We start from the raw sequence: 22,070 nt of genomic DNA on the forward strand, positions 1-22,070 counted from the left end.
AGTAAAAAAATGACAAGGCATTTGATATTGGCGCGGACGATGAATTTTGTGGTAAGTTTCGTTTCAAGCTGGTCAGATATGCACCAAACTCTATTTGTTGTTTTTATAAAAATTATTTAATCTTGTTTAGGAATTTCATGCGTCTTATTTTGTTAGGAGCTCCCGGCGCCGGCAAGGGCACTCAAGCCAATTTTATCAAGGAAAAGTACAATATTCCGCAGATTTCAACCGGTGACATGTTGCGCGCGGCGATCAAGGCCGGCACCGACCTTGGATTGGCGGCAAAGAAAGTGATGGACACGGGCGGACTGGTGTCGGACGACATCATGATCGGCCTGGTCAAGGACCGGTTGCAGGCGCTCGACTGCGCCAACGGCTACCTGTTCGATGGCTTCCCGCGCACCATCGCGCAGGCCGACGCCATGAAGGACGCCGGCATCAACGTTGACTATGTGCTTGAAATCGACGTGCCGGACGAGTCGATTGTCGAGCGCATGAGCGGGCGCCGTTCGCACCCGGGCTCGGGCCGCGTCTACCACGTGACGTTCAATCCGCCAAAAGTGGACAACCTTGATGACGTCACCGGCGAAACGCTGATCCAGCGCGATGACGACAAGGCCGAAACCGTCATGAACCGCCTTGCGGTCTACCACGCCCAGACCGAAGTACTGCTTGGCTATTACAACAAATGGTCGCAGTCCGGCTTGCCCGGCGCGCCGAAATACTGCCGTATTTCCGGTGTCGGACCGGTCGAGCAGATCCGCGATGCAGCCTTCGCCACGCTGACGGAATAAAGCAGCACGGAAAACAGCGGACCTCGTGTCCGCTATTTTTTTGCGCGCTAATGTCCAGGCCGCCATCGTCGCACAAGTCTTATTTTAAATTTTTCAACGTTTTGCAGTGCGCAGTATCGCTGGCCATGTCTCCAACCCTTGGGGGCCGGTCTTTCGAAGTGTGTGGTTGTGTCACTTGATAATAAAACTAAGGGGGCGAAATGGCAGCAAATTACCTGGTATTTGCAGTAGTGTGTGGCGTCATCGCAGTCGTGTACGGTTTATGGTCGCGCAGCTGGATCCTGCGCCAGGATCCCGGCAACGCCCGGATGCAGGAGATCGCCCAGGCGATCCAGGAAGGGGCCGCCGCTTATCTGGCGCGCCAGTACCGCACCATCGCCATTGTCGGCGTCGTGCTGTTCATCGCCATTTTCGTGCTGCTCAAGTGGCAGACCGCCCTCGGATTTTTAATCGGCGCGGTGCTCTCGGGCGCCTGCGGCTTCATCGGCATGAACGTGTCGGTGCGCGCCAACGTACGCACCGCCCAGGCCGCAACGCGCGGCATGAATGAAGCGCTCGACGTCGCCTTCAAGGGCGGCGCCATTACCGGCATGCTGGTGGTCGGCCTGGGCTTGCTTGGCGTGACGCTGTTCTACTGGATGTTGACGGTGCAGGCAGAGGGCACCGCGCTGACCCAGCACGACATCTTGAAACCGCTGATTGGCCTGGCCTTCGGTGCTTCGCTGATTTCGATCTTCGCGCGGCTGGGTGGGGGCATCTTCACCAAGGGCGCCGACGTCGGCGCCGACCTGGTCGGAAAAGTCGAAGCCGGCATTCCCGAGGACGATCCGCGCAATCCGGCGGTAATTGCCGACAACGTCGGCGACAACGTCGGCGACTGCGCCGGCATGGCCGCCGACCTGTTCGAAACCTACGTCGTCACCCTGATCGCCACCATGCTGCTGGGCGCCCTGGTGATCACCGGCTATGGCACCTCCGCCATCGTCTATCCGCTGCTGTTGGGCGCGGTGTCGATCATCGGCTCGATCGTCGGCTGCTCGCTGGTCAAGCACACGCCGGGCAAAAAAATCATGGCGGCGCTGTACACCGGCCTATGGTGGGCCGCCGGCCTGTCGCTGCTGGGATTTTTCGGCGTCACCTGGATGGTCTGGGACGAGCCGGCGATGCGGCTGAACATGATGGGCTGCGCGCTGGTCGGCATCGTCCTCACCGGCCTGATGGTCTATATCACCGAGTACTACACCGGCACCGACTTCAAGCCGGTGCGCCACATCGCCGAGGCATCGACCACTGGCCACGGCACCAACATCATCGCCGGTTTAGGGGTGTCGATGAAGTCGACCGCCTACCCGGTGCTGGTGGTATGCGCGGCGATTCTGGCGTCGTACCAGATGGGCCAGTTGTACGGCATCGCGATTGCCGCCACCTCGATGCTGTCGATGGCCGGCATCATCGTCGCCCTCGACGCCTACGGCCCGATCACCGACAATGCCGGCGGCATCGCCGAGATGGCCGGCATGCCCGAATCGGTGCGCGCGATTACCGACCCGCTCGACGCCGTCGGCAACACCACCAAGGCCGTCACCAAGGGTTATGCGATCGGCTCGGCGGGGCTTGCCGCGCTGGTGCTGTTCGCCGATTACACCCACGCCCTCGAATCGGTGAACAACGTCGTCACGTTCGACCTGTCGAACCCGATGGTGATCGTCGGCTTGTTCATCGGCGGCCTGATTCCCTACCTGTTCGGCGCGATGGCAATGGAAGCGGTAGGGCGCGCGGCCGGCGCTGTTGTGGTTGAAGTGCGCCGCCAGTTCCGCGACATCAAGGGCATCATGGACGGCACCGGCAAGCCTGAATACGACAAGGCGGTCGACATGCTGACGGCGTCGGCGATCCGCGAGATGATCCTGCCGTCGCTGCTGCCGGTGGTGGTGCCGATCGTGGTCGGCATGCTGCTGGGGCCGGCCGCACTGGGCGGCTTGCTGATGGGGACCATCGTGACGGGCCTGTTCGTGGCGATCTCGATGACCACCGGCGGCGGCGCCTGGGACAACGCCAAGAAATACATCGAGGACGGCAATTTCGGCGGCAAAGGTTCCGATGCCCACAAGGCGGCCGTCACCGGCGACACGGTGGGCGACCCGTACAAGGACACCGCCGGCCCCGCCGTCAACCCGTTGATCAAGATCATCAACATCGTCGCACTGCTGCTGGTGCCGCTGCTGCCGGCCACCGGTTATTTTGCGGTAACGGCGGCGCCGTTGGCGCACGTGGCTGCGCCGGCACTGTCGGCCGATGAGACGGTCACGCTGGCACCGGCGGCGGGCGAATTGGCGCCGCCGATGGATCCGATGCTCACCAAGCCGATGCCGAAAAGCGAAACGGACGAGCCAAAGCCGTTGAAGTAGCGCTAAAGTAGAGCCCGGGCATCAGGTACTGCTGGTACAGGCCGGGGTGGTCACGCCACGAAACGCATGATCGCCGTCGCCAGCGACGCCTCGTCCGAGTCGCCCGTGTGCCGTTCGCCGTTGATGAAAAAAGTCGGCGTCCTGGCCGCGCCAAGGTGGGTGCCTTCGGCGGCCATGCGCTCGACAACCGGCTGGAAGCGGCGGCGCTTGAGGTCATCGAGAAGCTGGTCATGGTCGATTTCCATCCGGTCGGCCAGGTCGGCGACCAGGTGCGGACCGAACTGCGGCTGCAACGCGAACAGCGCATCGTGCATGTCCCAGAACCTGCCCTGCACGCCGGCCGCCTCGGCCGCTTCGGCCGCCATTTCTGCGTACGGATGCATGTTGGTCAGCGGAAAATGCCGGTAAGCAAACAACAATTGTTTGCCCAAACGGCGCTGCAAGTGCTTGACCGCGGCGTGCGCCCGGCGGCAGTACGGACATTGGTAATCGCCGTATTCGATCAGCACGATGGTGGCATCCCTGCTGCCGATCATGTGATCGTCTTGGTGAATGGAAACGATTGCTGGCATGTTTTTCGCTCCTTGACGTTAGCTTGACATTAGCGTGACCTTAGCCCGGCGCAGCCGGTACTGTAATCCCGCACCGGCCGATCTGCAGGCCATCATGACACGTAAATATATCGATTGCCGCGAGATTCCGGGCGAGTCCAGATGCACCGTGACGATCGCCGCCGACAGCGAGCAGGCGTTGGTGGCGGTCGCGCTCCAGCACGCCGTGGCCAGGCATGGCCACCAGGACACGCCGAAATTGCGCCAGCAGCTGACGGCTGCAATCAACACCGGTGCGCCATCGGCATAAGAACAGCACCGGCGTGGTGCGCCTGTCGTGGACGGCGCTCGAACTGCGTCAGAATACGCACATCTTGTTGGCCGCTTCGCGCAGCGTTGCCCGGAAATCCGGATGGGCGATCGCGATCAGCGCCTGAGCCCGCTGCTTGGCCGACTTGCCGCGTAATTGGGCCACGCCGTATTCGGTGACGACGTAATTGACGTCGTTCTTGCTGGTGGTGGCGTGGGTGCCGGGGGTGAGCGTGGGAACGATGCGCGAGATCGTGTTGTCCTTGGCGGTCGACGGCAGCACGATGAACGATTTACCGCCGCGCGAACGGTTTGCCGCCCGCACAAAATCGACCTGGCCGCCGGTGCCCGAGTAGGGCAGGTGGGCGATGCTTTCCGAGCCGCACTGGCCGAGCAAGTCCACTTGCAAACTGGCGTTGATCGACATCAGCTTGTCGTTCAGGGCCGCGTTGTACGGGTCGTTGGTGAAATTGGACGGGTGCATCTCGATGATCGGATTGTGGTGCATGAACTGGTACAGTTTGCGCGAACCGAGGGCGAAGGTGGCGACCATTTTGCCGGGTAGTAGCGTTTTCTTGCGGTTGGTGACGGCGCCGCATTCGACCAGGGTCAATATGCCGTCGCCGATCATCTCGGTATGGATGCCGAGGTCATGCTTGGCGGTCAGCTGCATTACCACTGCGTCCGGGATGCCGCCGTAACCGATCTGCAAGGTCGAGCCGTCGTCGATCATTTCCGCCACGTACTTGCCGATCGCTTCCTGCACCGGCCCGATGGCCGGCAGGCCAACTTCGAGGATCGGTTCATCGCTTTCGATGATGGCGTGCACCTGCGACACGTGGACATGGCATTGGCCGTGGGCGAACGGCACGTTCGGGTTCACTTCCAGCACCACCACGCGCGCCTTGTCGATCGCCGCCATGGTGTAATCGGTACCGAGGCTGATGGCAAAATAGCCTTGTTCGTCCATGCTGGAGGCCATCGCGAAGACGACGTCAGACGGCATGAAGCCGCGCTCGATCATGCTCGGCAGCTCGGAAAAATAATTCGGAATAAAATCGCACCAGCCCGCCTGGCCGGCCGCGCGCGAGGCGCCGCCCAAAAACAGCGCGGCGTGGCGCACGTGATGCGACGTCTCACTGTCGAAATAGGCGAATTTGCGCATCGCCAGGATCTGCGCCACCTTGATGTCGTTAAAGCGGCGCCGCTGCCCGGACAGCGCGGCGAGCAGCGCCGGCGGCTCGCCGACGCCGGTCGGCACGATGATCATGTCGCCGTCTTGCAGCAGGTCGAGCGCCTCATCGGCGCTCCTGCGTTTGTTTTGGTACATCTGGTGCGCCGTTTGCATGTTGTCGCTTCCTCAATTGGCTGGTGATGTAGCTATATGACGTAGCTATACTATATCCAGCGATGCTACTCCACGATACTGACCGTGGCCTGACGGCTGTCGCCTGGTGATAGCGCGCCGGCGTGTCGGCAACGGTGGTAATGTCGGAAACATGAAAACCGCAAAACCTGATTTCAGGGGGCCGGCACTGGCGTCGGTGCTGGCCTCGGTGCTGGCCCTGGCGCTCGGGCCGGCCGCGGCGCAAGCGCCGGCGCCGGCCACGGCGAAGGAGGCGGGCGTCAAGCCGCCGCCGGTGCCCAAACCGATCAAGCGCCGATCGGTTCAGCAGGCGATCGAACCGACACCGCGCATCGTCACCGAAGGGTATCGGCCGACCGCGACGGTACGTCCGCCCGCGGCAGCGCCGCAGCCGCCGGCGCGCATGAACAGCTGCGGCCCCGGCGGCTGCTTCGACACCGGCGGCGCGCGCTACAACGGTAACGGCGGCGGCAACACCTTGCTCAGTCCGAATGGCCAACTGTGCGTCAAGGGCGTGGTCAATGCCCAGTGCTTTTGATCACCAGTTTCCGGCTACGCCACGCAAAACTTCGCTACAATCCTGAAGGTTGACGTTTACGTAAACGTCAAAACGACTTCGGGGGGAAATTCATGCAAATTCAAAACAATGTTTTCATTATCACCGGCGGTGCATCCGGCCTCGGCGCCGCCACCGCGCGCATGATTGTTGCTGCCGGCGGCAAGGTGGTGCTGGCCGACGTGCAGGTCGAAGCCGGCACCGCGCTGGCGGCGGAACTGAACGGCCGCTTCCTCAAGTGCGACGTCACGTCCGAGTCCGATGGCCTGGCCGTGGTCGCCGCGGCGCAGGCGATGGGCACGCTGCGTGGCCTGGTCAACTGCGCCGGCGTGGCGCCGGCCGTCAAAACCGTCGGCAAGGACGGCCCGCACCCGCTCGACGTGTTCCAGCGCACCGTCAACGTCAACCTGGTCGGCACGTTCAACATGGCGCGCCTGGCGGCCGACGCCATGGGCAAGCTTGACGCGCTCGACTCGGGCGAGCGCGGCGTCATCATCAACACCGCGTCGGTGGCGGCTTACGATGGCCAGATCGGCCAGGCGGCCTATGGTGCATCGAAAGCGGCGGTGGTCGGTTTGACCTTGCCGATGGCGCGCGACCTGGCCCGCAGCGGCATCCGCGTGATGACGATCGCTCCCGGCATCTTCGAGACGCCGATGCTGATGGGTATGCCCGACGAGGTACGCGATGCGCTCGGCAAGATGGTGCCGTTCCCATCGCGCCTGGGCCGGCCAAGCGAGTACGCCCACCTGGCGCGCACCATCATCGAAAACACCATGCTCAACGGCGAAACCATCCGCCTCGACGGCGCCATCCGCATGCAGCCAAAGTAAGTTCGATGTGAGGCAGCGCTCAATGTAAGGTAGGATGTTCGCAGTACACGGGCACACGGGCGCGCGGCTTCGGTAGCGCGCCCTTTTTTATCGTCACATTTTTTGCCATGTTTTGTCGCCACCCTGCTGGAGAATTATGATCAAACTGAGGATGCTCGCCTTCGCCGCCGCGCTAACGGGCGCATTCACCGCTGTTCCCGCGCTGTCGCAGGAAGTCCAGGCCCAGGCCCAGCAGGCGCCGGAGGTGGCTACCGGATATAACGACAAGCCCGGTTGGGCCGCCAAAAAATACATGGTGGCCGCCGCCAATCCGCTGGCGGTCGACGCCGGCTACCAGATGCTCAAACGGGGCGGCAGCGCGATCGACGCTGCCATCGCCACCCAGCTCGTGCTGTGCCTGGTCGAGCCGCAATCGTCGGGCATCGGCGGCGGCGCCTTCCTGATGTACTACGACGGCAAGCGCGTGCAAGCCTTCGACGGCCGCGAAACGGCACCCATGGCGGCCGACGAACACCTGTTCAAAAACCCCGACGGCACGCCGCTCGCGCGCGCGGCCGGCGTCGTCGGCGGCCGTTCGGTGGGCGCCCCCGGCGTGCTGCGCATGCTCGAAATGGCGCATAGGCAGCACGGCAAACTGGCGTGGAAGACGCTGTTCGAGCCGGCCATCCGGCTCGCCAAACAGGGCTTCGCGGTGAGTCCGCGCTTGAATGGCCTCTTGACGTGGGACCAGCACATCCGCAAGGACCCGGTGGCGGCAAAGTATTTTTATGACGCCGGCATGAAGCCGTGGCCGGTCGGCCATATCCTCAAGAACCCGGCGCTGGCCAGTACCCTGCGCGAGATCGCCCGCGGCGGCGCCGACGCCTTCTATACCGGCCACATCGCGCGCGACATCGCCGCCAAGGTGGCCAACCATCCGACCAATCCGGGTAAGCTCACCGCGCTCGACATCGCCGGCTACCGGCCGAAGCTGCGGGTGCCGGTATGCAGCGACTACCGCGCCTGGACCGTGTGCGGCATGCCGCCGCCTTCGTCGGGCGGCATAGCGGTGGCGCAGATGCTCGGCATCCTCGAAACGCACGACATGCGCCAATACGCGCCAGGCAATGGCGTGCCCGGCGCCGACGCCGTCCACCTGTTTGCCGAAGCCGGGCGGCTGGCCTACGCCGACCGCAACCGCTACGCCGCCGACACCGATTTCGTGCCGCTGCCGGGCCGCGGCGTGCCTGGCCTGATCGACAAAAACTACCTTGCCAGGCGCGCCGCCCTGATCGGCGAAAAATCGATCGGCGTGGCCGAGCCGGGCCACCCGTTCGGCATCGAGGTGGCCTGGGGCCGTGACACCGCCATCGACAACCCGTCCACCTCGCACCTGGCCGTGGTTGACCGCCACGGCGCCGGCCTGTCGATGACGACCACGGTGGAAGACGCCTTCGGCTCGCGCCAGATGGTCGGCGGCTTCATCCTCAACAACCAGCTGACCGACTTCTCGTTCGATTCAAGCGACAAGGACGGCCCGATCGCCAACCGGGTGCAGGCCGGCAAGCGCCCGCGCAGCGCGATGTCGCCCACCATCGTGTTCGACAAGGCCACCGGCAAGCTGGTGCTGGCGCTCGGCTCGCCCGGCGGGCCGGCGATCATCAACTACGTCGCCAAGGTGTTGGTCGGCACGCTCGACTGGGGCTTGAACGTGCAGCAGGCAATCGCACTGCCCAATTTCGGCAGCCGCAACGGACCGACCGAACTGGAAGAGCGGCGCTTTCCGCCGGCGACGGTCGACGCCCTGAAGGCGCGCGGCCATACGGTGCGCCTGACGGAGCAGAACTCCGGGCTGCACGGCATCCAGCGCTTGTCGATCCACGGCGCAGATTTCTGGTTCGGCGGGGCGGACCCGCGGCGTGAAGGTGTGGCGAAGGGTGATTGAGGATGCCTGGACTAATGCCCACATTTTTGAAATACTTGCGCAGCCATCGCCGGTGCCTTTTGGGTATGGCGCAATTGACGCAAATCGGGTCCCCGCGCGTGTGCAGTTCGCTGATGTTATTGACTGTTTCAACGATGTAGGCTCAGCCTGGCGCGCATGCGGCGACCCCATTCGCACGCATCGTCGACGAGCTCGAAAAATGGGGTCCCTTCGTTCGCGCCGACGACCGGAATATGTAATTTTTTACTAGCTGGAATTACTCTCTCCCTGCTAATCTTGGCTCATGGGAATAAATGAGAAAACCGGCTTGATCCTGTCCGGGGGCGGGGCGCGCGCGGCCTACCAGGTTGGGGTGCTGCAGGCGATTTCGCACATATTGCGCGAACAGGGCTGGTCGCCGGCACGCAATCCTTTCGATATCATTTGCGGCACGTCCGCCGGCGCCATCAATGCGGCGGCGCTCGCTTGTCGCGCCGATCATTTCGGCGAGGGCGTGCAAAAGCTGCTCGACGTCTGGAAAAATTTCTCAGTCGACCAGGTCTACCGCGCCGATTCGATCGGCGTGCTGCGCTCCGGCGCGCGCTGGCTGTCGCTGCTGTCGTTCGGCTGGCTGCTGCGCAAATGGCGGGCGGCGCCGCCCAGCTCGCTGCTCGACAACACCCCGCTGGCCGGCCTGCTGCACCGCATGCTCGACTTGCCGCGCCTCGACGACGCGCTGGCCGACGGCAAGCTGCACGCACTCGCCGTCACCGCTTCCTCATACACGCTGGGCCACCACATCACGTTTTACCAGAGCGCCGCTGAAATCGCGCGATGGGTGCGCATGCACCGCATCGCGCTGTACGACCAGATCGGCGTCGAGCACCTGCTGGCGTCGTCGGCGATCCCGTTCATCTTCCCGGCCGTGCCGCTGTACCTCGGCGGCAACCTCGAATATTGCGGCGACGGTTCGATGCGCCAGCTGGCGCCGATTTCGCCGGCGATCCATCTCGGCGCTACCCGCGTGCTGGTCATCGGCGCCGGGCGCATGAACGAGCCGCTGCGCCAAGCGCCACGCACGACCCGCTACCCGAGCCTGGCGCAAATCGCCGGTCACGCCATGTCTTCGATCTTCCTCGATAGCCTGGCGGTTGACGTCGAGCGCTTAAACCGGATCAACGCCACCTTGTCGCTGATGCCGCGTGAGCACCACGCCGGGACCGCGCTGCGGCCGATCGAGCTGCTGGTGATCGCGCCGTCCGAGCGGCTCGACGACATCGCCGCGCGCCACATCGCCAGTTTGCCGGCGCCGGTGCGCGCGCTGCTGTCGGGAATTGGCGCGACCGAGGCGCGCGGTTCGGCGCTGGCTTCCTATCTGTTGTTCGAATCGAGTTACACTGGCGAACTGATTAGTCTTGGCGTGCGCGACACCCAGGCCCGCAAGGCCGATGTGCTGGCTTTTTTCGGCTCCTGAAAGCGCCATGATGCTTATGTTTTTCCATCCCCACCTCCGCTTCCGCTTCCGCCTCTGTTGGCGCTTGCTCCTGTTGCTGCTCCTGTGCTGCTTCGGCTTTGCTGCCGTCGCCGCGCAGCCGGCGCGCAGCCTGCAATTCGAGCAGCTCAGCGTCGCCGATGGCCTGGCCCAGGAATCGATCCTGTCGATGGTGCAGGATGGCGACGGCTTCATGTGGTTCGGCAGCCAGACCGGCCTGTCGCGCTTCGACGGTTACCGCGTGACGACTTACCGCAATGAACCCGGCAACCCGCGCAGCATGATCAACAACTGGGTGCGGGTGCTGCACGTCGACCGCGCCGGCCGGCTCTGGATCGGCACCGACGGCGGCCTCGAACGCTTCGATCCGATCACCCGCACCTTCGTTCATTACACGCCGAACGATGCGGACAAGCGCGGCAACGGCAACCGCCATATCCACGCGATGGAAAGCGACGGCAAGGACGGCTTGTGGATCGCCACCGCCGACGGCTTGCAGCATTTCGACATGAAAACAGGCGTCTTCAAGGTCTGGCATCACTTGCCAGGCAAGGCGTCGAGCCTGGCCAACGACCAGGTCAACGCGCTGGCGCTGGACGCCAGCGGGCGCCTGTGGGTCGGCACCGCGCTCGGCCTCGACAGCATGGCGCCGGGCGCCAGCGCCTTCGAGCATCACGCGCTGGCCGGCGCTGGCGCCAAGCACAACACCGTGCGCGCGCTGCTGGTGGACGCCAGCCAGACGCTGTGGATCGGCAGCCTGGCCGGTCTCGAAAGCTGGAAGCTGGCCGCCGGCGCGGCCGATCGCCACCTGCTGGGCCCGGGCGATGGCATCGCGCGCGGTGAAATCAGCGTGCTGTTCCAGGACAGCGACACCACTTTGTGGGTCGGCAGCCAGGACGACGGCCTGTATCGCTGGAACCCGCAGGCGCGGCGCTTCGCCAACTTCCGCCATCAGCCGGCCGACAGCCGCAGCCTGGCCGACAACCGCGTCTCGTCGCTGTTTCGCGACCGCGTCGGCACCTTCTGGGTCGGCACCTGGTACGCCGGCGTGAGCCGGGTCGACCTCGGCAGCGGCGGCTTTACCCGCATCGTCAAGCTGGCCGACGGCCCGGCCTCGCTGTCGAACAACAAAGTGCGCGCCATCGTCGACGACGGCACCGGCAAGCTGTGGCTTGGCACCAGCGACGGCCTGAACCTGCTCGATCCGGCCACCGGCGTAGCAAGCGTGCTGCGCCATCAGCCGGGCAACCCGAACAGCCTGGCCGACGCGCTCGTCAATGCGGTGGCGCGCGACCGCCGCGGCATTGTCTGGGCCGGCGGGGGCGCCGGCGTCACCAGCTTCGACCCGGCCAGCGGGCGTTTCAACCGGTTTTCGCTGGCCAACGGCGATCCGGACAGCGACAGCATCCGCGGCATGCTGGTCGCCCGCGACGACGTGTTGTGGATTTCTTCGCGCGGCGGCCTGCACCGGCTCGACCTGGCCACGCGTGCGGTCCAAACGTTTCGCCATAACCCGGCCGACAGCGCCAGCCTGGCCGACAACGTGACGCGCCCGATTCTCGAGGACCGGCGCGGCCGGCTGTGGATCGGCACCTTCAACGGCCTCGATTTGCTGGACCGCACCACCGGCAAATTCCGTCATTATCGCCACCACCCGGCCGACCCGTCGAGCATCAGCCACGACGAGATCCATTATTTGATGGAAGACCGGCGCGGCGACATCTGGGTCGGCACCGCGATGGGCCTGAACAAGATGAGCGTCGCGCCCGACGGCAGCGCGCGCTTCAAGCGCTACACCACCGCCGACGGGCTGGCCGACGACGGCGTCGCGGCGATGCTGGAGGACGAGGACGGCAACCTGTGGACCAGCTCCTCGACCGGCCTATCGCGCTTTACGCCGGCGAGCGGCAAGTGGCGCGTCTATAATGCCGGCGACGGCACCATCGAAGGCGCCTATTTCGACGGCTCGGCGCTGAAGGGGCGCGACGGCACCCTCTATTTTGGCGGCTTCAACGGCATCACCGCCTTCAACCCGCGCACCATCAACGACAATCTGATCGCGCCGCGCGCCGTGATCACCGGCTTCCAGGTGTTTAACAAGCCGATCGAGCAGGTCCATCCGGGTTTGCTCACCGGACCGATCGAACACGCTTCCGAGATCACGCTGGCGGCCGGCGATTCGGTGTTTTCGCTCGAGTTTTCGGCCTTGCACTACGCCGCGCCGCAGCGTAACCGGTTTGCCTACCAATTGGTCGGCTTCGACACCAACTGGGTAGTCACCGACGCTGCCAGGCGCTTTGCCACCTACACCAATCTCGATCCGGGCAAGTACACCTTTCGCGTCAAGGCAGCCAACAAGGATGGCGTCTGGGGCGCTTCCGGTGCAACATTGGCGATCACGATCCTGCCGCCGTTCTGGAAGACCTGGTGGTTGCGCGGCGGCGTGGCGCTGCTGGTGCTGGGCAGCGCGTTCGGCGCGTTCCGCTTTCGCGTGCGCGGCCTGCGCCGCCAGAAGGAACTGCTGGAGCACCAGGTACGCGCGCGCACCGCCGAAATCGGCCAGCAGAACCGCATGCTCGAGAGCCAGAAGCTGGAACTCGAATCGCGCCGCATCGAGGCCGAATTGCAGCGCGCGGAGGCCGAGCAGCGCCGCTTCGACGCCGAGCGCCAGACCGAGGAAGTCGAGCTGCAAAAAGAAAATGTCGAACTGGCGCACCGCAACATCTCGATCCTGTCCGAAATCGGCCGCGAAATGACCGCCACGCTGGACATGGAAACCATCATGGAAACGGTCTACCTGCACGTGCACCAGTTGATGGACGCGCGTATTTTCGGCATCGGCATCTACCGCGAGGACCTCGACGTGATCGAGTACCCGTTCGCCATCGACCATGGCGTGCGCAGTCCGCGCTACAGCCGCACGGTGAACCAGCCGAACCAGCTGGCAGTATGGTGCCTGACTCACCGGCGCGAGGTGTTCATCAACGATCTCGACGCCGAGTACGACAACTACATCAGCGCCGCTACCCCCGATCCGCTGGCGGCGTTGCGGCGGGTCGACGGCAGCAGCGGCTCGGTGGTGGCCTCGACCATGTACGTGCCGCTGATCGTCAAGGAACGCGTGATGGGGGTGATCGGCGTGCAAAGCGTCGACAAGAATGCCTACCGCCGGGTCCACCTGGATATGCTGCAGACGCTGGCCGCGCATGCCGCGGTGGCGCTCGACAACGCGCGCGCCTACCGCCAGCTCGAAGAGATGGAAAAGCAGGTGCGCTTGAACACCGACGAACTGGCGCTGGCCAACCGCGCCTTACAGGACAATGACGAGCGGCTGCGCCTGGCCAAGCAGAAGGCGGAAGACGCGACGCGCCAGAAGTCCGAATTTTTGGCCAACATGAGCCACGAAATGCGCACCCCGCTGGCCGGCGTGATCGGCATGCTCGGCTTTGCGCTGCGCGACGCCAGGCTGGGCGACGGCACCCGCGAGCAGATCTTGCGCGGCCAGGCCAACGCCGAGTCGCTGCTGTCGATCATCAACGACCTGCTCGATTTTTCCAAGATCGAGGCCGGCAAGCTGACCATCGAGAACATCGACTTCGCGCTCGCCGGCGCGCTGGAAAACGTCGCCAGCCTGTTCGAGGAGCAGGCTGGCGCCCATAGCGTCGACTTCGACATCGGCCTGGCGCCGAACCTGCCGCGTTTCGTGGTGGGCGACCCGACCCGGCTGCGCCAGGTGCTGGTCAACTTGGTCGGCAACGCCTTCAAGTTCACCAAACAGGGCAGCGTCGGCCTGCGGGTCGAAGCGCTCGAGCCCGACCCGCTTAAGCCGGGCGTACACCTGATCCGCTTCTCGGTGCGCGACACCGGCATCGGCATCGCCCCCGAGGCGCTGGGCCGATTGTTCCAGAAATTCGAGCAGGCCGACAGCACCACCACGCGCCGCTACGGCGGCACCGGGCTGGGGCTGGCGATTTGCCGCCAGCTGGTCGAGCTGATGCAGGGCACCATCAGCGTCGACAGTACCGAGGGCGCCGGCAGCTGCTTTTCGTTCGTGCTGCCGTTGCTCGAGGGCGTGGCGCCACCGCCGGCGCTGCATGTGACGCGCTCGCCGCACAGCCACTGCCTGAGGGTGCTGTGCGCCGAAGATTTCCAGACCAACCAGATCATCGTGCGCATGATGCTGCAGGAGCTGGGCCACCAGGTCGACATCGCCGAAAATGGTTTGCTGGCGCTGGCGGCATGCGCGCGCACCCGTTACGACCTGATTTTGATGGACGGCCGCATGCCGGAGCTGGATGGCGCCGGCGCCACCGGCATCATTCGCGCCGGCGGGCCGGCCGCCGCTCCCGTGCTCGACCGTGAGCTGATGATCGTCGCGCTGACCGCCAACGCCAGCGACGAAGACCGGGCGCGTTACCTGGCCTGCGGCATGGACGACTTCCTGACCAAGCCAATTGACGAAGCGGCGCTGCATGCGATACTTTGCCGCGCCATCGACCGCCAGCTAAGGCGCGGGGTGGCGTTGGTGTCGATGCCCCTGCCAGTGCCGCTACCGGACGGCGCGCCGCCGCCGACGGCCGCAGCACTCGATGCGATGTTCGGCGTGGCCGCCGGCCCGACCCCGCTGGCGCGCAAAGCCGGGCGCCGCACCACCGACCTGAAGGCACGCATGCGCAGCGAGTTCGGCGCCGATCTGCCACGCCGGCGCGCCGAGCTGGAAACGGCGATCGCCGCCGAAGACCGCGAAGCGGCTGGGCGGCTGTTGCATGGGATCAGGGGCAGCGCGGCTTACCTCGACGCCACCGAGCTGCACCTGCTGTGCGGCGAACTCGAACTGGCCGCCGACCAGGGCCGGTGGTCGGGCGTCGAGGTGGCCATGCCGCGCCTGCAGCGCCTGCTGGCCGGCTTCGAAGGCGGCGCCGGCGTAAGCACGCAATTGGTATAATCGTGCCGTCAGCGTGACGGTCGATCAGTGAGCGCAACGGTAAACAACGGTGAACAAGGACGGCGGCCGATGAAGGTTCTGGTGGTGGACGACGACGTTGTCTCGCGCATGGTGCTGATGCACCTGGTCGACAGCTGCGGCGCCTATGAAATTTACGAGGCCGAGGACGGCCTGGACGCGTGGCAGCAGCTGCAGCAGGGATTGCGTCCGGCAATTCTCTTTTGCGACCTGCGCATGCCGCGCTGGTCCGGCATGGAGCTGCTCGCGAGCGTCAAGGCCGACCGCGCGTTCGACTCCATGCACTTCATACTCGCGTCCTCGGCCAGCGACCACGCGACGATGGCGACGGCGAACAGCCTGGGCGCCGACGGCTACCTCGCCAAGCCGTTCGAGCACGACATGGTGCGCGTCCAAATGGCCGGCCTGGCCGCCAGCGCGGACGACGTCGAGAGCCCGTTCGCCACCATCGCGCGGCTCGGCATCGGCAGCGAGCGCCTGCTGGCCTACCTGGTCGGGTTCGAAACCCAACTTGAAGCGGCCGTGGCCGAATTCGGTGCGGCAATGGCAGCCGGGAGCGCAGGCGACGCTGGTGCCGACCTGCGCGCGCGCCTCGGGCGGCTGCATGCCGGCTGCGTCACGCTTGGCCTGGCCGGCCCGGCCGCCGGCCTCGACGCGCTGGCCTCCGGCCAGCTTGACAGCGTGCGGGTGCAGGCCGCGCTGGCCGCCGCGCTGGCAACGGTGCGCGAGCAAGGCGAGCGCGTGCGCCGGATGCCGGTGACCGAATAGCCCGGGACACCGGCTGAGAACGACATGGTTGGGAAACGGTGCTTAGATTCATGAGGGCTTAAACCAATACGGGCGCCGGAGTTGCCGAATGGCCGGCTTGGATTGTTTGAGCTCCGGGACTGTTTCAGGCCTTTGCGGCTGGCCGCGGCCAGGTCTGCCGCCATGACGTTGCATGAACTGACCAGCAGTGCCAGAACGACGGAGCAAAAGCGTCTGCATCCGATTATCCCCACGTTCACTTGTGAACCAGCAATATAGGCCTATTGCTGACAGACACATGGATGCAGCGCCAACTTGCTTTATTATCGACGCAGCTTTTATGGCGCAACCTCAACCTCAACCGCACAGGCGCCACCATTATTCGGTCGCCCCGAGGGCAAGGCGTTGGCAAAAATCACCCGCCGTGGCGTTGCCGGGGCAGTAATGGAGAAAAGATGAAACGAATGTTGGTGTTAAGCCTGGCCCTGGTATGTGCGCTTGGCGTGAGCGCGTGCGCAACCATTTATCCGGCTTTAGGCCAGTTGCACGAGAACGAAGCGTTGCAGGCATCCCCGCATTACCGCGACGGCGCGTTTCAAAACGAAATAGCGTCACCGCCGCGCCCCGGTGGCTTTGGCTTTATTTTGGCGCTCATTCGTGGACGCTTTGAGCCGCGCGACAGGCCATCGCCGTCCGCACCGCTGCCTTCAATAAAAACCAACCTGGCGGCGTTGCCGTTGGAGCAGGACATCGTGGTCTGGCTTGGCCATTCCTCGTACTTCGTGCAAGTCGGTGGCAAGCGCTTGCTGATCGACCCGGTATTTAGCAACTACGCAGCGCCGGTGCCCGGAATGGTGCGCGCTTTTGATGGCACAAGCCCCTATACGATGGATGACTTGCCGCAGATCGACGTTGTGCTGATCACGCACGATCACTACGACCATCTCGACTACGCGACCATGAAGGGCCTCGAGTCCAAGACCCGGCTGGTCATTGCGGGGCTGGGTAACGGTGCCCATCTGCGGCACTGGGGATACGCCGAAGCGAAAATCCGCGAAATGAACTGGCACAGCAGCGTTGACATCGCACCGGGTTTGCGGGTTCATGTACTGCCGGCTCAGCATTATTCCGGCCGTTTCATGAAGCGCAACCAGAGCCTGTGGGCAAGCTATGCGCTCGAGACGCCCCAGCGGCGCCTGTACTTCAGTGGCGATACGGGTTTCGGCCCGCACTTCGCCGACATCGCCAAACGCTTTCCTGCCTTCGACTTTGTCGCACTTGACGCCGGGCAGTACAACGAGCGCTGGGCCGACATCCACATGACGCCTGAAGAGGCCGCACGTGCGGCCGAAATGCTCAACACGCGAACACTCCTGAGCGGTCACGCCGGCCGTTTCAGCCTGGCGCGCCATGCGTGGGACGAACCCTTCGAACGCGCCGTTGCCGCCAGCGAAGGCAAGCGCTACCGACTATTAACGCCGCGGATCGGTGAACCGGTACGCCTCGACGATCCGCAGCAGTCGTTCACCCACTGGTGGAAGGGAATCATGTAGCACAATCACAGTGGAGTGCGCAGGAGAATAATTGCAGGGGCTTGGCCTCAGGTTAAGGCGGTTCACTGCCCGCGCTGCAAGCGCGCGGGCATACAGGCCAGGTGCAGGATGGTTGCAAGGGGCGTCTTTCTGCTCGGCCGTTACGTTATGTCGCGCTCAGCTAGCCCGCTAATTACCGCGAAACGGAGTACTTGGCCGCAGATTTGTTTCTTTTTGTACGCGGGTTCGGACATGCCGCCGGTTTCGGAGGACAAGACGGAGCGTTTTAGGCCCTTGAAATAGGATTTTTCTGGAGGATGCTGGACCGTTTGATACCAACTGTTGGTCCCCCCGACTGGAATCGAACCAGTATCCCACGCTTAGGAGGCATGTGCACTATCCATTGTGCTACGGGGAGGACGCTTGCCTTGCCGGTTGAGCCGGCGGGCAGCGCAGGACAAGCCTGCAATTCGGCGATCGCGACGGCGCGCAGCCGTCCGGTGTCGTGAATCGATCGCAATTATAGCCGACCTTTTGGCAGGAATTACGACTCCTCGGCCCGCAGTCGGTACAATGCACGCTTCTTTCATTTTTCCGGCCACGTTTTTCTCCCGAAATTTGCCGCGGCCGGGCACTCCTTAACTATTATGGCAGTCATTTCCCTCTCGTCGGCGCAACTTGCGTTCGGCCACGTCGCGTTGCTCGATCACGCTGAATTTTCTCTTGAAAACGCCGAGCGTGTCGGCCTGATCGGGCGTAACGGCACCGGCAAGTCGTCCCTGCTGAAAACGATCTCGGGCAAGTTCAAGCTCGACGATGGCCTGCTGGTCATGCAGCAGAACATCAAGATCGCCTACGTCGAGCAGGAGCCGACGTTCGACCCGGCCATGTCGGTGTTCGACGCAGTCGCCGCCGGCATGGGCGAGCAGGCCACCCTGCTGGCCGAATACGAGGCCCTCACCGGCCAGTTCGGCCAGGGCGACGACGACGCGCTGATGGACAAGATGCACGACCTGCAGGTCAAGCTCGATGCCACCGACGGCTGGAGCATGCAAAACAAGGTCGACACCACGCTCGACCGCCTGAACCTGGCCGGCGCGTCGTTGATGGGCACGCTGTCGGGCGGCATGCAGAAACGCGTCGCGCTGGCCGTAGCGCTGGTGTCGGCGCCGGACGTGCTGCTGCTCGACGAGCCGACCAACCACCTCGACTTCAAGTCGATCCTGTGGCTCGAAAGCTTGCTGCGCGACTTCAAGGGCTCGGTGCTGTTCATTACCCACGACCGCAGCTTCCTCGACAACGTTGCCACCCGTATTATCGAACTCGACCGCGGCAAGCTGCTGTCGTACCCGGGCAATTTTTCGGCCTACCAGACCCGTAAGGCCGAGCAGCTTGAAATCGAAGAAGTCGAAGCTGCCAAGTTCGACAAGTTTTTGGCGCAGGAAGAAGTGTGGATCCGCAAGGGCGTCAAGGCGCGTCGGGTGCGCGATGAAGGCCGGGTGCGCCGCCTGGAGGCACTGCGCGTGCAGCGCGCCGTGCGCCGCGACCAGCAGGGACAAGTCAACCTGACGGTGACGGCGGGCGACCGCTCGGGCAAGATTGTCGCCGACCTCGAGAACGTATCGAAGAGCTACGGCGACAAGGTGATCGTCAATGATTTCACCGGCACCATCCTGCGCGGCGACAAGGTCGGCCTGATCGGCCCTAACGGTGCCGGCAAGACCACCTTGCTGAAGATGATCCTCGGCGAAGAGAAGGCCGACAGCGGCAAGGTCAAGCTCGGCACCAAGTTACAGGTGGCGTACTTCGACCAGATGCGCGCGCAGTTGAACGAAGAAGACAGCTTGATGGAAACCATTGCGCCGGGCAGCGACTGGGTCGAGATCAACGGCGCCAAGAAGCACGTGATGAGCTACCTGAACGACTTCCTGTTCGCGCCGGAACGCGCGCGTTCGCCCGTCAAATCGCTGTCCGGCGGCGAACGCAATCGCCTGCTGCTGGCGCGCCTGTTCGCCAAACCGGCCAACTGCCTGGTGCTCGACGAGCCAACCAACGACCTCGACATCGATACGCTGGAGTTGCTGGAAGAATTGCTCGAAGACTATACCGGCACCGTTTTCCTCGTTAGCCACGACCGTACTTTCCTCGACAACGTGGTGACCCAGGTCATCGTGGCGGAGGGCGAGGGCATGTGGCGCGAATTTGTCGGCGGCTATACCGACTGGGAACGGGTCAAGTCGCAAACGCCGGCGGCCGCCAGGCCGGCGCCAAAGCCGGCGCTGGCAGCGCCGAAGGACGTTGTCAAAAAGGTCAAGCTGAGCTACAAGGAACAGCGTGAGCTGGAAGAGTTGCCGTTGCTGATCGCCAGTCTCGAAGACGAGCAGTCGGCGATTACCCAGCAACTCAATGCGCCCGATTTCTACAAGACCAATCCAGCCGACGCAAAGCGCATCAACGCACGCTTTGCGCAGATCGACGACCTGCTGCTGGTCGCTCTGGAAAAATGGGAACTCATCGAGGCCCGTTCGAAGGGGGAGTAATTCAGGGGGGCATACGGCGATGCCGCGCCCCCGGCTGCATTCGCCTGCGCGACTCGGATCCTCCCGCGCCGACCTACAGGAGCCACATGTCCGAGCATGACGCACCAGCCCCCGCCGCAACAGGCGGCGCGGCACCGATGTTCAACCGCGCCGCCTGGGCGCGGATCCTGCCTTTCCTCACCTACATGTTGTTTCTCGGCGTCGCCGAATTGCTCGGCTATCTCGGCTGGAGTGCGGCCGACCTGCGCTGGTTGTACGGCGTCAAGATCGGTGCCGTGGTGCTGGTGCTGGCCGTTTTCTGGCGCGAATATTCCGAACTGAAAACCTTTCGCCTGCCTGCGTCCGGCATGCTGCTGGCGCTGGCTGCCGGTGTGCTGGTGCTGGTGCTGTGGCTTAACCTCGGCGCCGGCTGGATGACGATCGGCACGCCGGCTGGCTTCGACCCGACCACCGCCGGGCGCATCGACTGGCCGCTGGTGGCGGTACGCATTGCCGGCGCCGCGTTGGTGGTGCCAGTCATGGAAGAATTGTTCTGGCGTTCTTTTCTGTTGCGCTGGCTTGACACCGCTGACTTCGAAATCGTTGATCCAGCTCAAGCGACCATTAAAAGCGTGCTGATTACGTCCGTGCTGTTCGGATTCGAGCATAACCTTTGGCTGGCGGGGATCGTTGCGGGGATTGCTTTTAGCGCACTTTATATGCGCCATCGCACGATCTGGTCACCCATCCTGGCCCATGCTGTTACCAACGGCCTGCTTGGTATATGGGTCGTCACGACGAGTAGCTGGTCCTATTGGTAACGGGACGGTGACCAGCAAATTGATCATTCTTGACGATGAAAAAAATGCTGAACTACTTTCCATACCCAGACAGTTACCCCTTGCGGCGCAGCGCCAGCCGACTATGCCTGTTGGGAGCCGCGCTGTGCGGTATGCCTGCACTGGCGGCGCCGGGCGACGCATTGCACGTCTACGCCGGGCTCGGTTACGGCCATGACGACAACCTGCTGCGCGTGCCCGAAGGTTTCCCCGCGTTCGGCAACCAGTTCGGCGACTCGTGGTACCAGGCCGACGCCGGTCTGCTGTTCGACCACACCTACAGCCGCCAACGCATCAGCGGCCACGCCAAGCTGTCGAAAGTAAAGTTCAACCATTTCCAGCAACTCGACTACGACGGCCATGACGTCGAGGGAACCTGGAATTGGCAAGTCGGCAACCACCTCGACGGCAAGTTTGGCGGCACATACACCCAGTCGCTGGCGTCCTACACCGATTTGCGCAGCGACCAGCGCAACCTGCGCCTGCAGCGCAGCACTTTCTTCGACGGCGGCTGGCGCTTGCACCCCAGCTACCGGCTGCGCGCCGGTGTGTCGAAAGACAAATTCAGCTACGATCTGGCCGAACAGCGCGCCAACGACCGCACCGAAGACGCATGGGAGGCCGGCGCCGATTACCTGCCGGCCAGCGGCAGCGAGATCGGCCTGGTACTGCGCAAGGTCAAGGGCAAATACCCGAACCGGCGCCCGTTCGGCCAGCAGTTGATCAACAACGATTACGACCAGGACGAATTCAAGGCGAGGGTGCTATGGGTTGCCGGCGGCAGCACCACGGTGCAGGCGCTCGGCGGCTGGGTCAAGCGGCGCCAGCGCTCGCTGGGCGATGACACCAGCGGTTTCAACGGCCGTATCAGCGCCGCCTATAAACGTTCGGGTTCACTCAGCTACAACGCCGCGTTGTGGCGCGACTTCGCCCCGATCGAATCGACCATCCTCAATTACACCCTTAACAAGGGTGCCAGCATCGGGGTGGCATGGGACGCGAGCGCCAAGGTGAAGGTCGACGCCAGCGCCGTCTACGAGCGCCGTGCCTACAATGCGCGCTTGCTGGCGATCCCGGGCGGCGACTTGAAAGATTCGATCCGCTCAGCCAACTTGCGCGCCACCTGGGCGCCGCGCCGATCGGTGCAGGTAAGCGCGACGTTGGCGCACCAGGCGCGCTCCGGCTCGGTCTTCCTGGGCAGCGGCAACGTAAAGTCGAACAGCATCATGCTCAATGTCAACGCACAGTTCTGAACAAA

At 63.9% G+C, this 22,070-nt stretch carries 15 protein-coding genes and 1 tRNA gene; 13 read left to right on the plus strand and 3 right to left on the minus strand.

Annotation, left to right across the window (positions count from 1 at the left end; all coding sequences use genetic code 11):
* The first annotated feature begins 137 nt into the window (after window positions 1–137).
* Both adk and CR103_RS03520 read left to right on the plus strand, forming a co-directional pair.
* Window positions 138–794, plus strand: coding sequence for an adenylate kinase (gene adk / locus CR103_RS03515; protein WP_099914620.1), 657 nt, complete (start codon window positions 138–140; stop codon window positions 792–794).
* A 200-nt stretch (window positions 795–994) separates the two neighbouring features.
* Window positions 995–3,202, plus strand: coding sequence for a sodium-translocating pyrophosphatase (locus CR103_RS03520; protein ID WP_229442693.1), 2,208 nt, complete (start codon window positions 995–997; stop codon window positions 3,200–3,202).
* A 50-nt stretch (window positions 3,203–3,252) separates the two neighbouring features.
* Here CR103_RS03520 and CR103_RS03525 read toward each other — a convergent pair whose 3' ends face one another.
* Window positions 3,253–3,774, minus strand: coding sequence for a DsbA family protein (locus CR103_RS03525; protein ID WP_099914621.1), 522 nt, complete (start codon window positions 3,772–3,774; stop codon window positions 3,253–3,255).
* A 94-nt stretch (window positions 3,775–3,868) separates the two neighbouring features.
* On the opposite strand from CR103_RS03525, the gene CR103_RS03530 reads away from it, so the two are divergent.
* Entirely contained in the window at window positions 3,869–4,063 is a 195-nt protein-coding gene (locus CR103_RS03530) for a DUF1059 domain-containing protein (RefSeq protein ID WP_099914622.1), read from the plus strand.
* Between the two features lie 48 nt (window positions 4,064–4,111).
* Here the strand turns inward: CR103_RS03530 and CR103_RS03535 are convergent, their stop codons facing one another.
* Window positions 4,112–5,410, minus strand: coding sequence for an acetyl-CoA hydrolase/transferase family protein (locus CR103_RS03535; RefSeq protein ID WP_099914623.1), 1,299 nt, complete (start codon window positions 5,408–5,410; stop codon window positions 4,112–4,114).
* A 151-nt stretch (window positions 5,411–5,561) separates the two neighbouring features.
* Between CR103_RS03535 and CR103_RS22420 the strand changes: the two genes are divergently transcribed.
* The 7 genes from CR103_RS22420 to CR103_RS03570 all read left to right on the plus strand — a co-directional run bounded on the left by CR103_RS22420 (window position 5,562) and on the right by CR103_RS03570 (window position 17,475).
* On the plus strand, window positions 5,562–5,966 hold the full coding sequence (locus tag CR103_RS22420) for a hypothetical protein (RefSeq protein WP_099914624.1): 405 nt from the start codon (window positions 5,562–5,564) through the stop codon (window positions 5,964–5,966).
* Window positions 5,967–6,058: 92 nt separating this feature from the next.
* Window positions 6,059–6,817 carry a 3-hydroxyacyl-CoA dehydrogenase gene (locus CR103_RS03545; RefSeq protein WP_099914625.1) on the plus strand — a complete coding sequence of 253 codons (759 nt, stop codon included), beginning with the start codon at window positions 6,059–6,061 and terminating at the stop codon, window positions 6,815–6,817.
* Between the two features lie 136 nt (window positions 6,818–6,953).
* Window positions 6,954–8,741 carry a gamma-glutamyltransferase gene (gene ggt / locus CR103_RS03550; RefSeq protein ID WP_099914626.1) on the plus strand — a complete coding sequence of 596 codons (1,788 nt, stop codon included), beginning with the start codon at window positions 6,954–6,956 and terminating at the stop codon, window positions 8,739–8,741.
* Between the two features lie 283 nt (window positions 8,742–9,024).
* Window positions 9,025–10,194 (plus strand): patatin-like phospholipase family protein, encoded by a 1,170-nt coding sequence (locus CR103_RS03555; protein WP_099914627.1) that lies wholly within the window; start codon window positions 9,025–9,027, stop codon window positions 10,192–10,194.
* A 7-nt stretch (window positions 10,195–10,201) separates the two neighbouring features.
* Window positions 10,202–15,157 carry a two-component regulator propeller domain-containing protein gene (locus tag CR103_RS03560; RefSeq protein WP_229442695.1) on the plus strand — a complete coding sequence of 1,652 codons (4,956 nt, stop codon included), beginning with the start codon at window positions 10,202–10,204 and terminating at the stop codon, window positions 15,155–15,157.
* Between the two features lie 69 nt (window positions 15,158–15,226).
* The gene (locus CR103_RS03565) at window positions 15,227–15,943 is read left to right on the plus strand and encodes a response regulator (RefSeq protein WP_099914628.1); all 717 of its coding nucleotides are present in this window, start codon (window positions 15,227–15,229) and stop codon (window positions 15,941–15,943) included.
* Between the two features lie 281 nt (window positions 15,944–16,224).
* Window positions 16,225–17,475: an MBL fold metallo-hydrolase gene (locus CR103_RS03570; protein WP_229442697.1), complete on the plus strand. Its 1,251-nt coding sequence runs from the start codon at window positions 16,225–16,227 to the stop codon at window positions 17,473–17,475.
* 322 nt (window positions 17,476–17,797) lie between these two features.
* On the opposite strand, the gene CR103_RS03575 is transcribed toward CR103_RS03570, so the two are convergent.
* Window positions 17,798–17,872: transfer RNA gene (locus CR103_RS03575), tRNA-Arg, on the minus strand.
* A 229-nt stretch (window positions 17,873–18,101) separates the two neighbouring features.
* Here CR103_RS03575 and CR103_RS03580 point away from each other — a divergent pair.
* The 3 genes from CR103_RS03580 (at window position 18,102) to epsL (ending at window position 22,065) form a co-directional block, all read left to right on the plus strand.
* A complete protein-coding gene (locus CR103_RS03580) occupies window positions 18,102–19,994 on the plus strand; it encodes an ATP-binding cassette domain-containing protein (RefSeq protein WP_099914630.1) in 1,893 nt (630 codons plus the stop codon).
* A gap of 137 nt (window positions 19,995–20,131) precedes the next feature.
* The gene (locus CR103_RS03585) at window positions 20,132–20,794 is read left to right on the plus strand and encodes a CAAX prenyl protease-related protein (RefSeq protein ID WP_099914724.1); all 663 of its coding nucleotides are present in this window, start codon (window positions 20,132–20,134) and stop codon (window positions 20,792–20,794) included.
* Between the two features lie 35 nt (window positions 20,795–20,829).
* On the plus strand, window positions 20,830–22,065 hold the full coding sequence (gene epsL / locus CR103_RS03590; RefSeq protein ID WP_229442699.1) for an XrtB/PEP-CTERM-associated polysaccharide biosynthesis outer membrane protein EpsL: 1,236 nt from the start codon (window positions 20,830–20,832) through the stop codon (window positions 22,063–22,065).
* Window positions 22,066–22,070 lie beyond the last annotated feature (5 nt).

Source organism: Massilia psychrophila (assembly GCF_002760665.1).
GTDB lineage: Bacteria > Pseudomonadota > Gammaproteobacteria > Burkholderiales > Burkholderiaceae_D > JAFCUW01.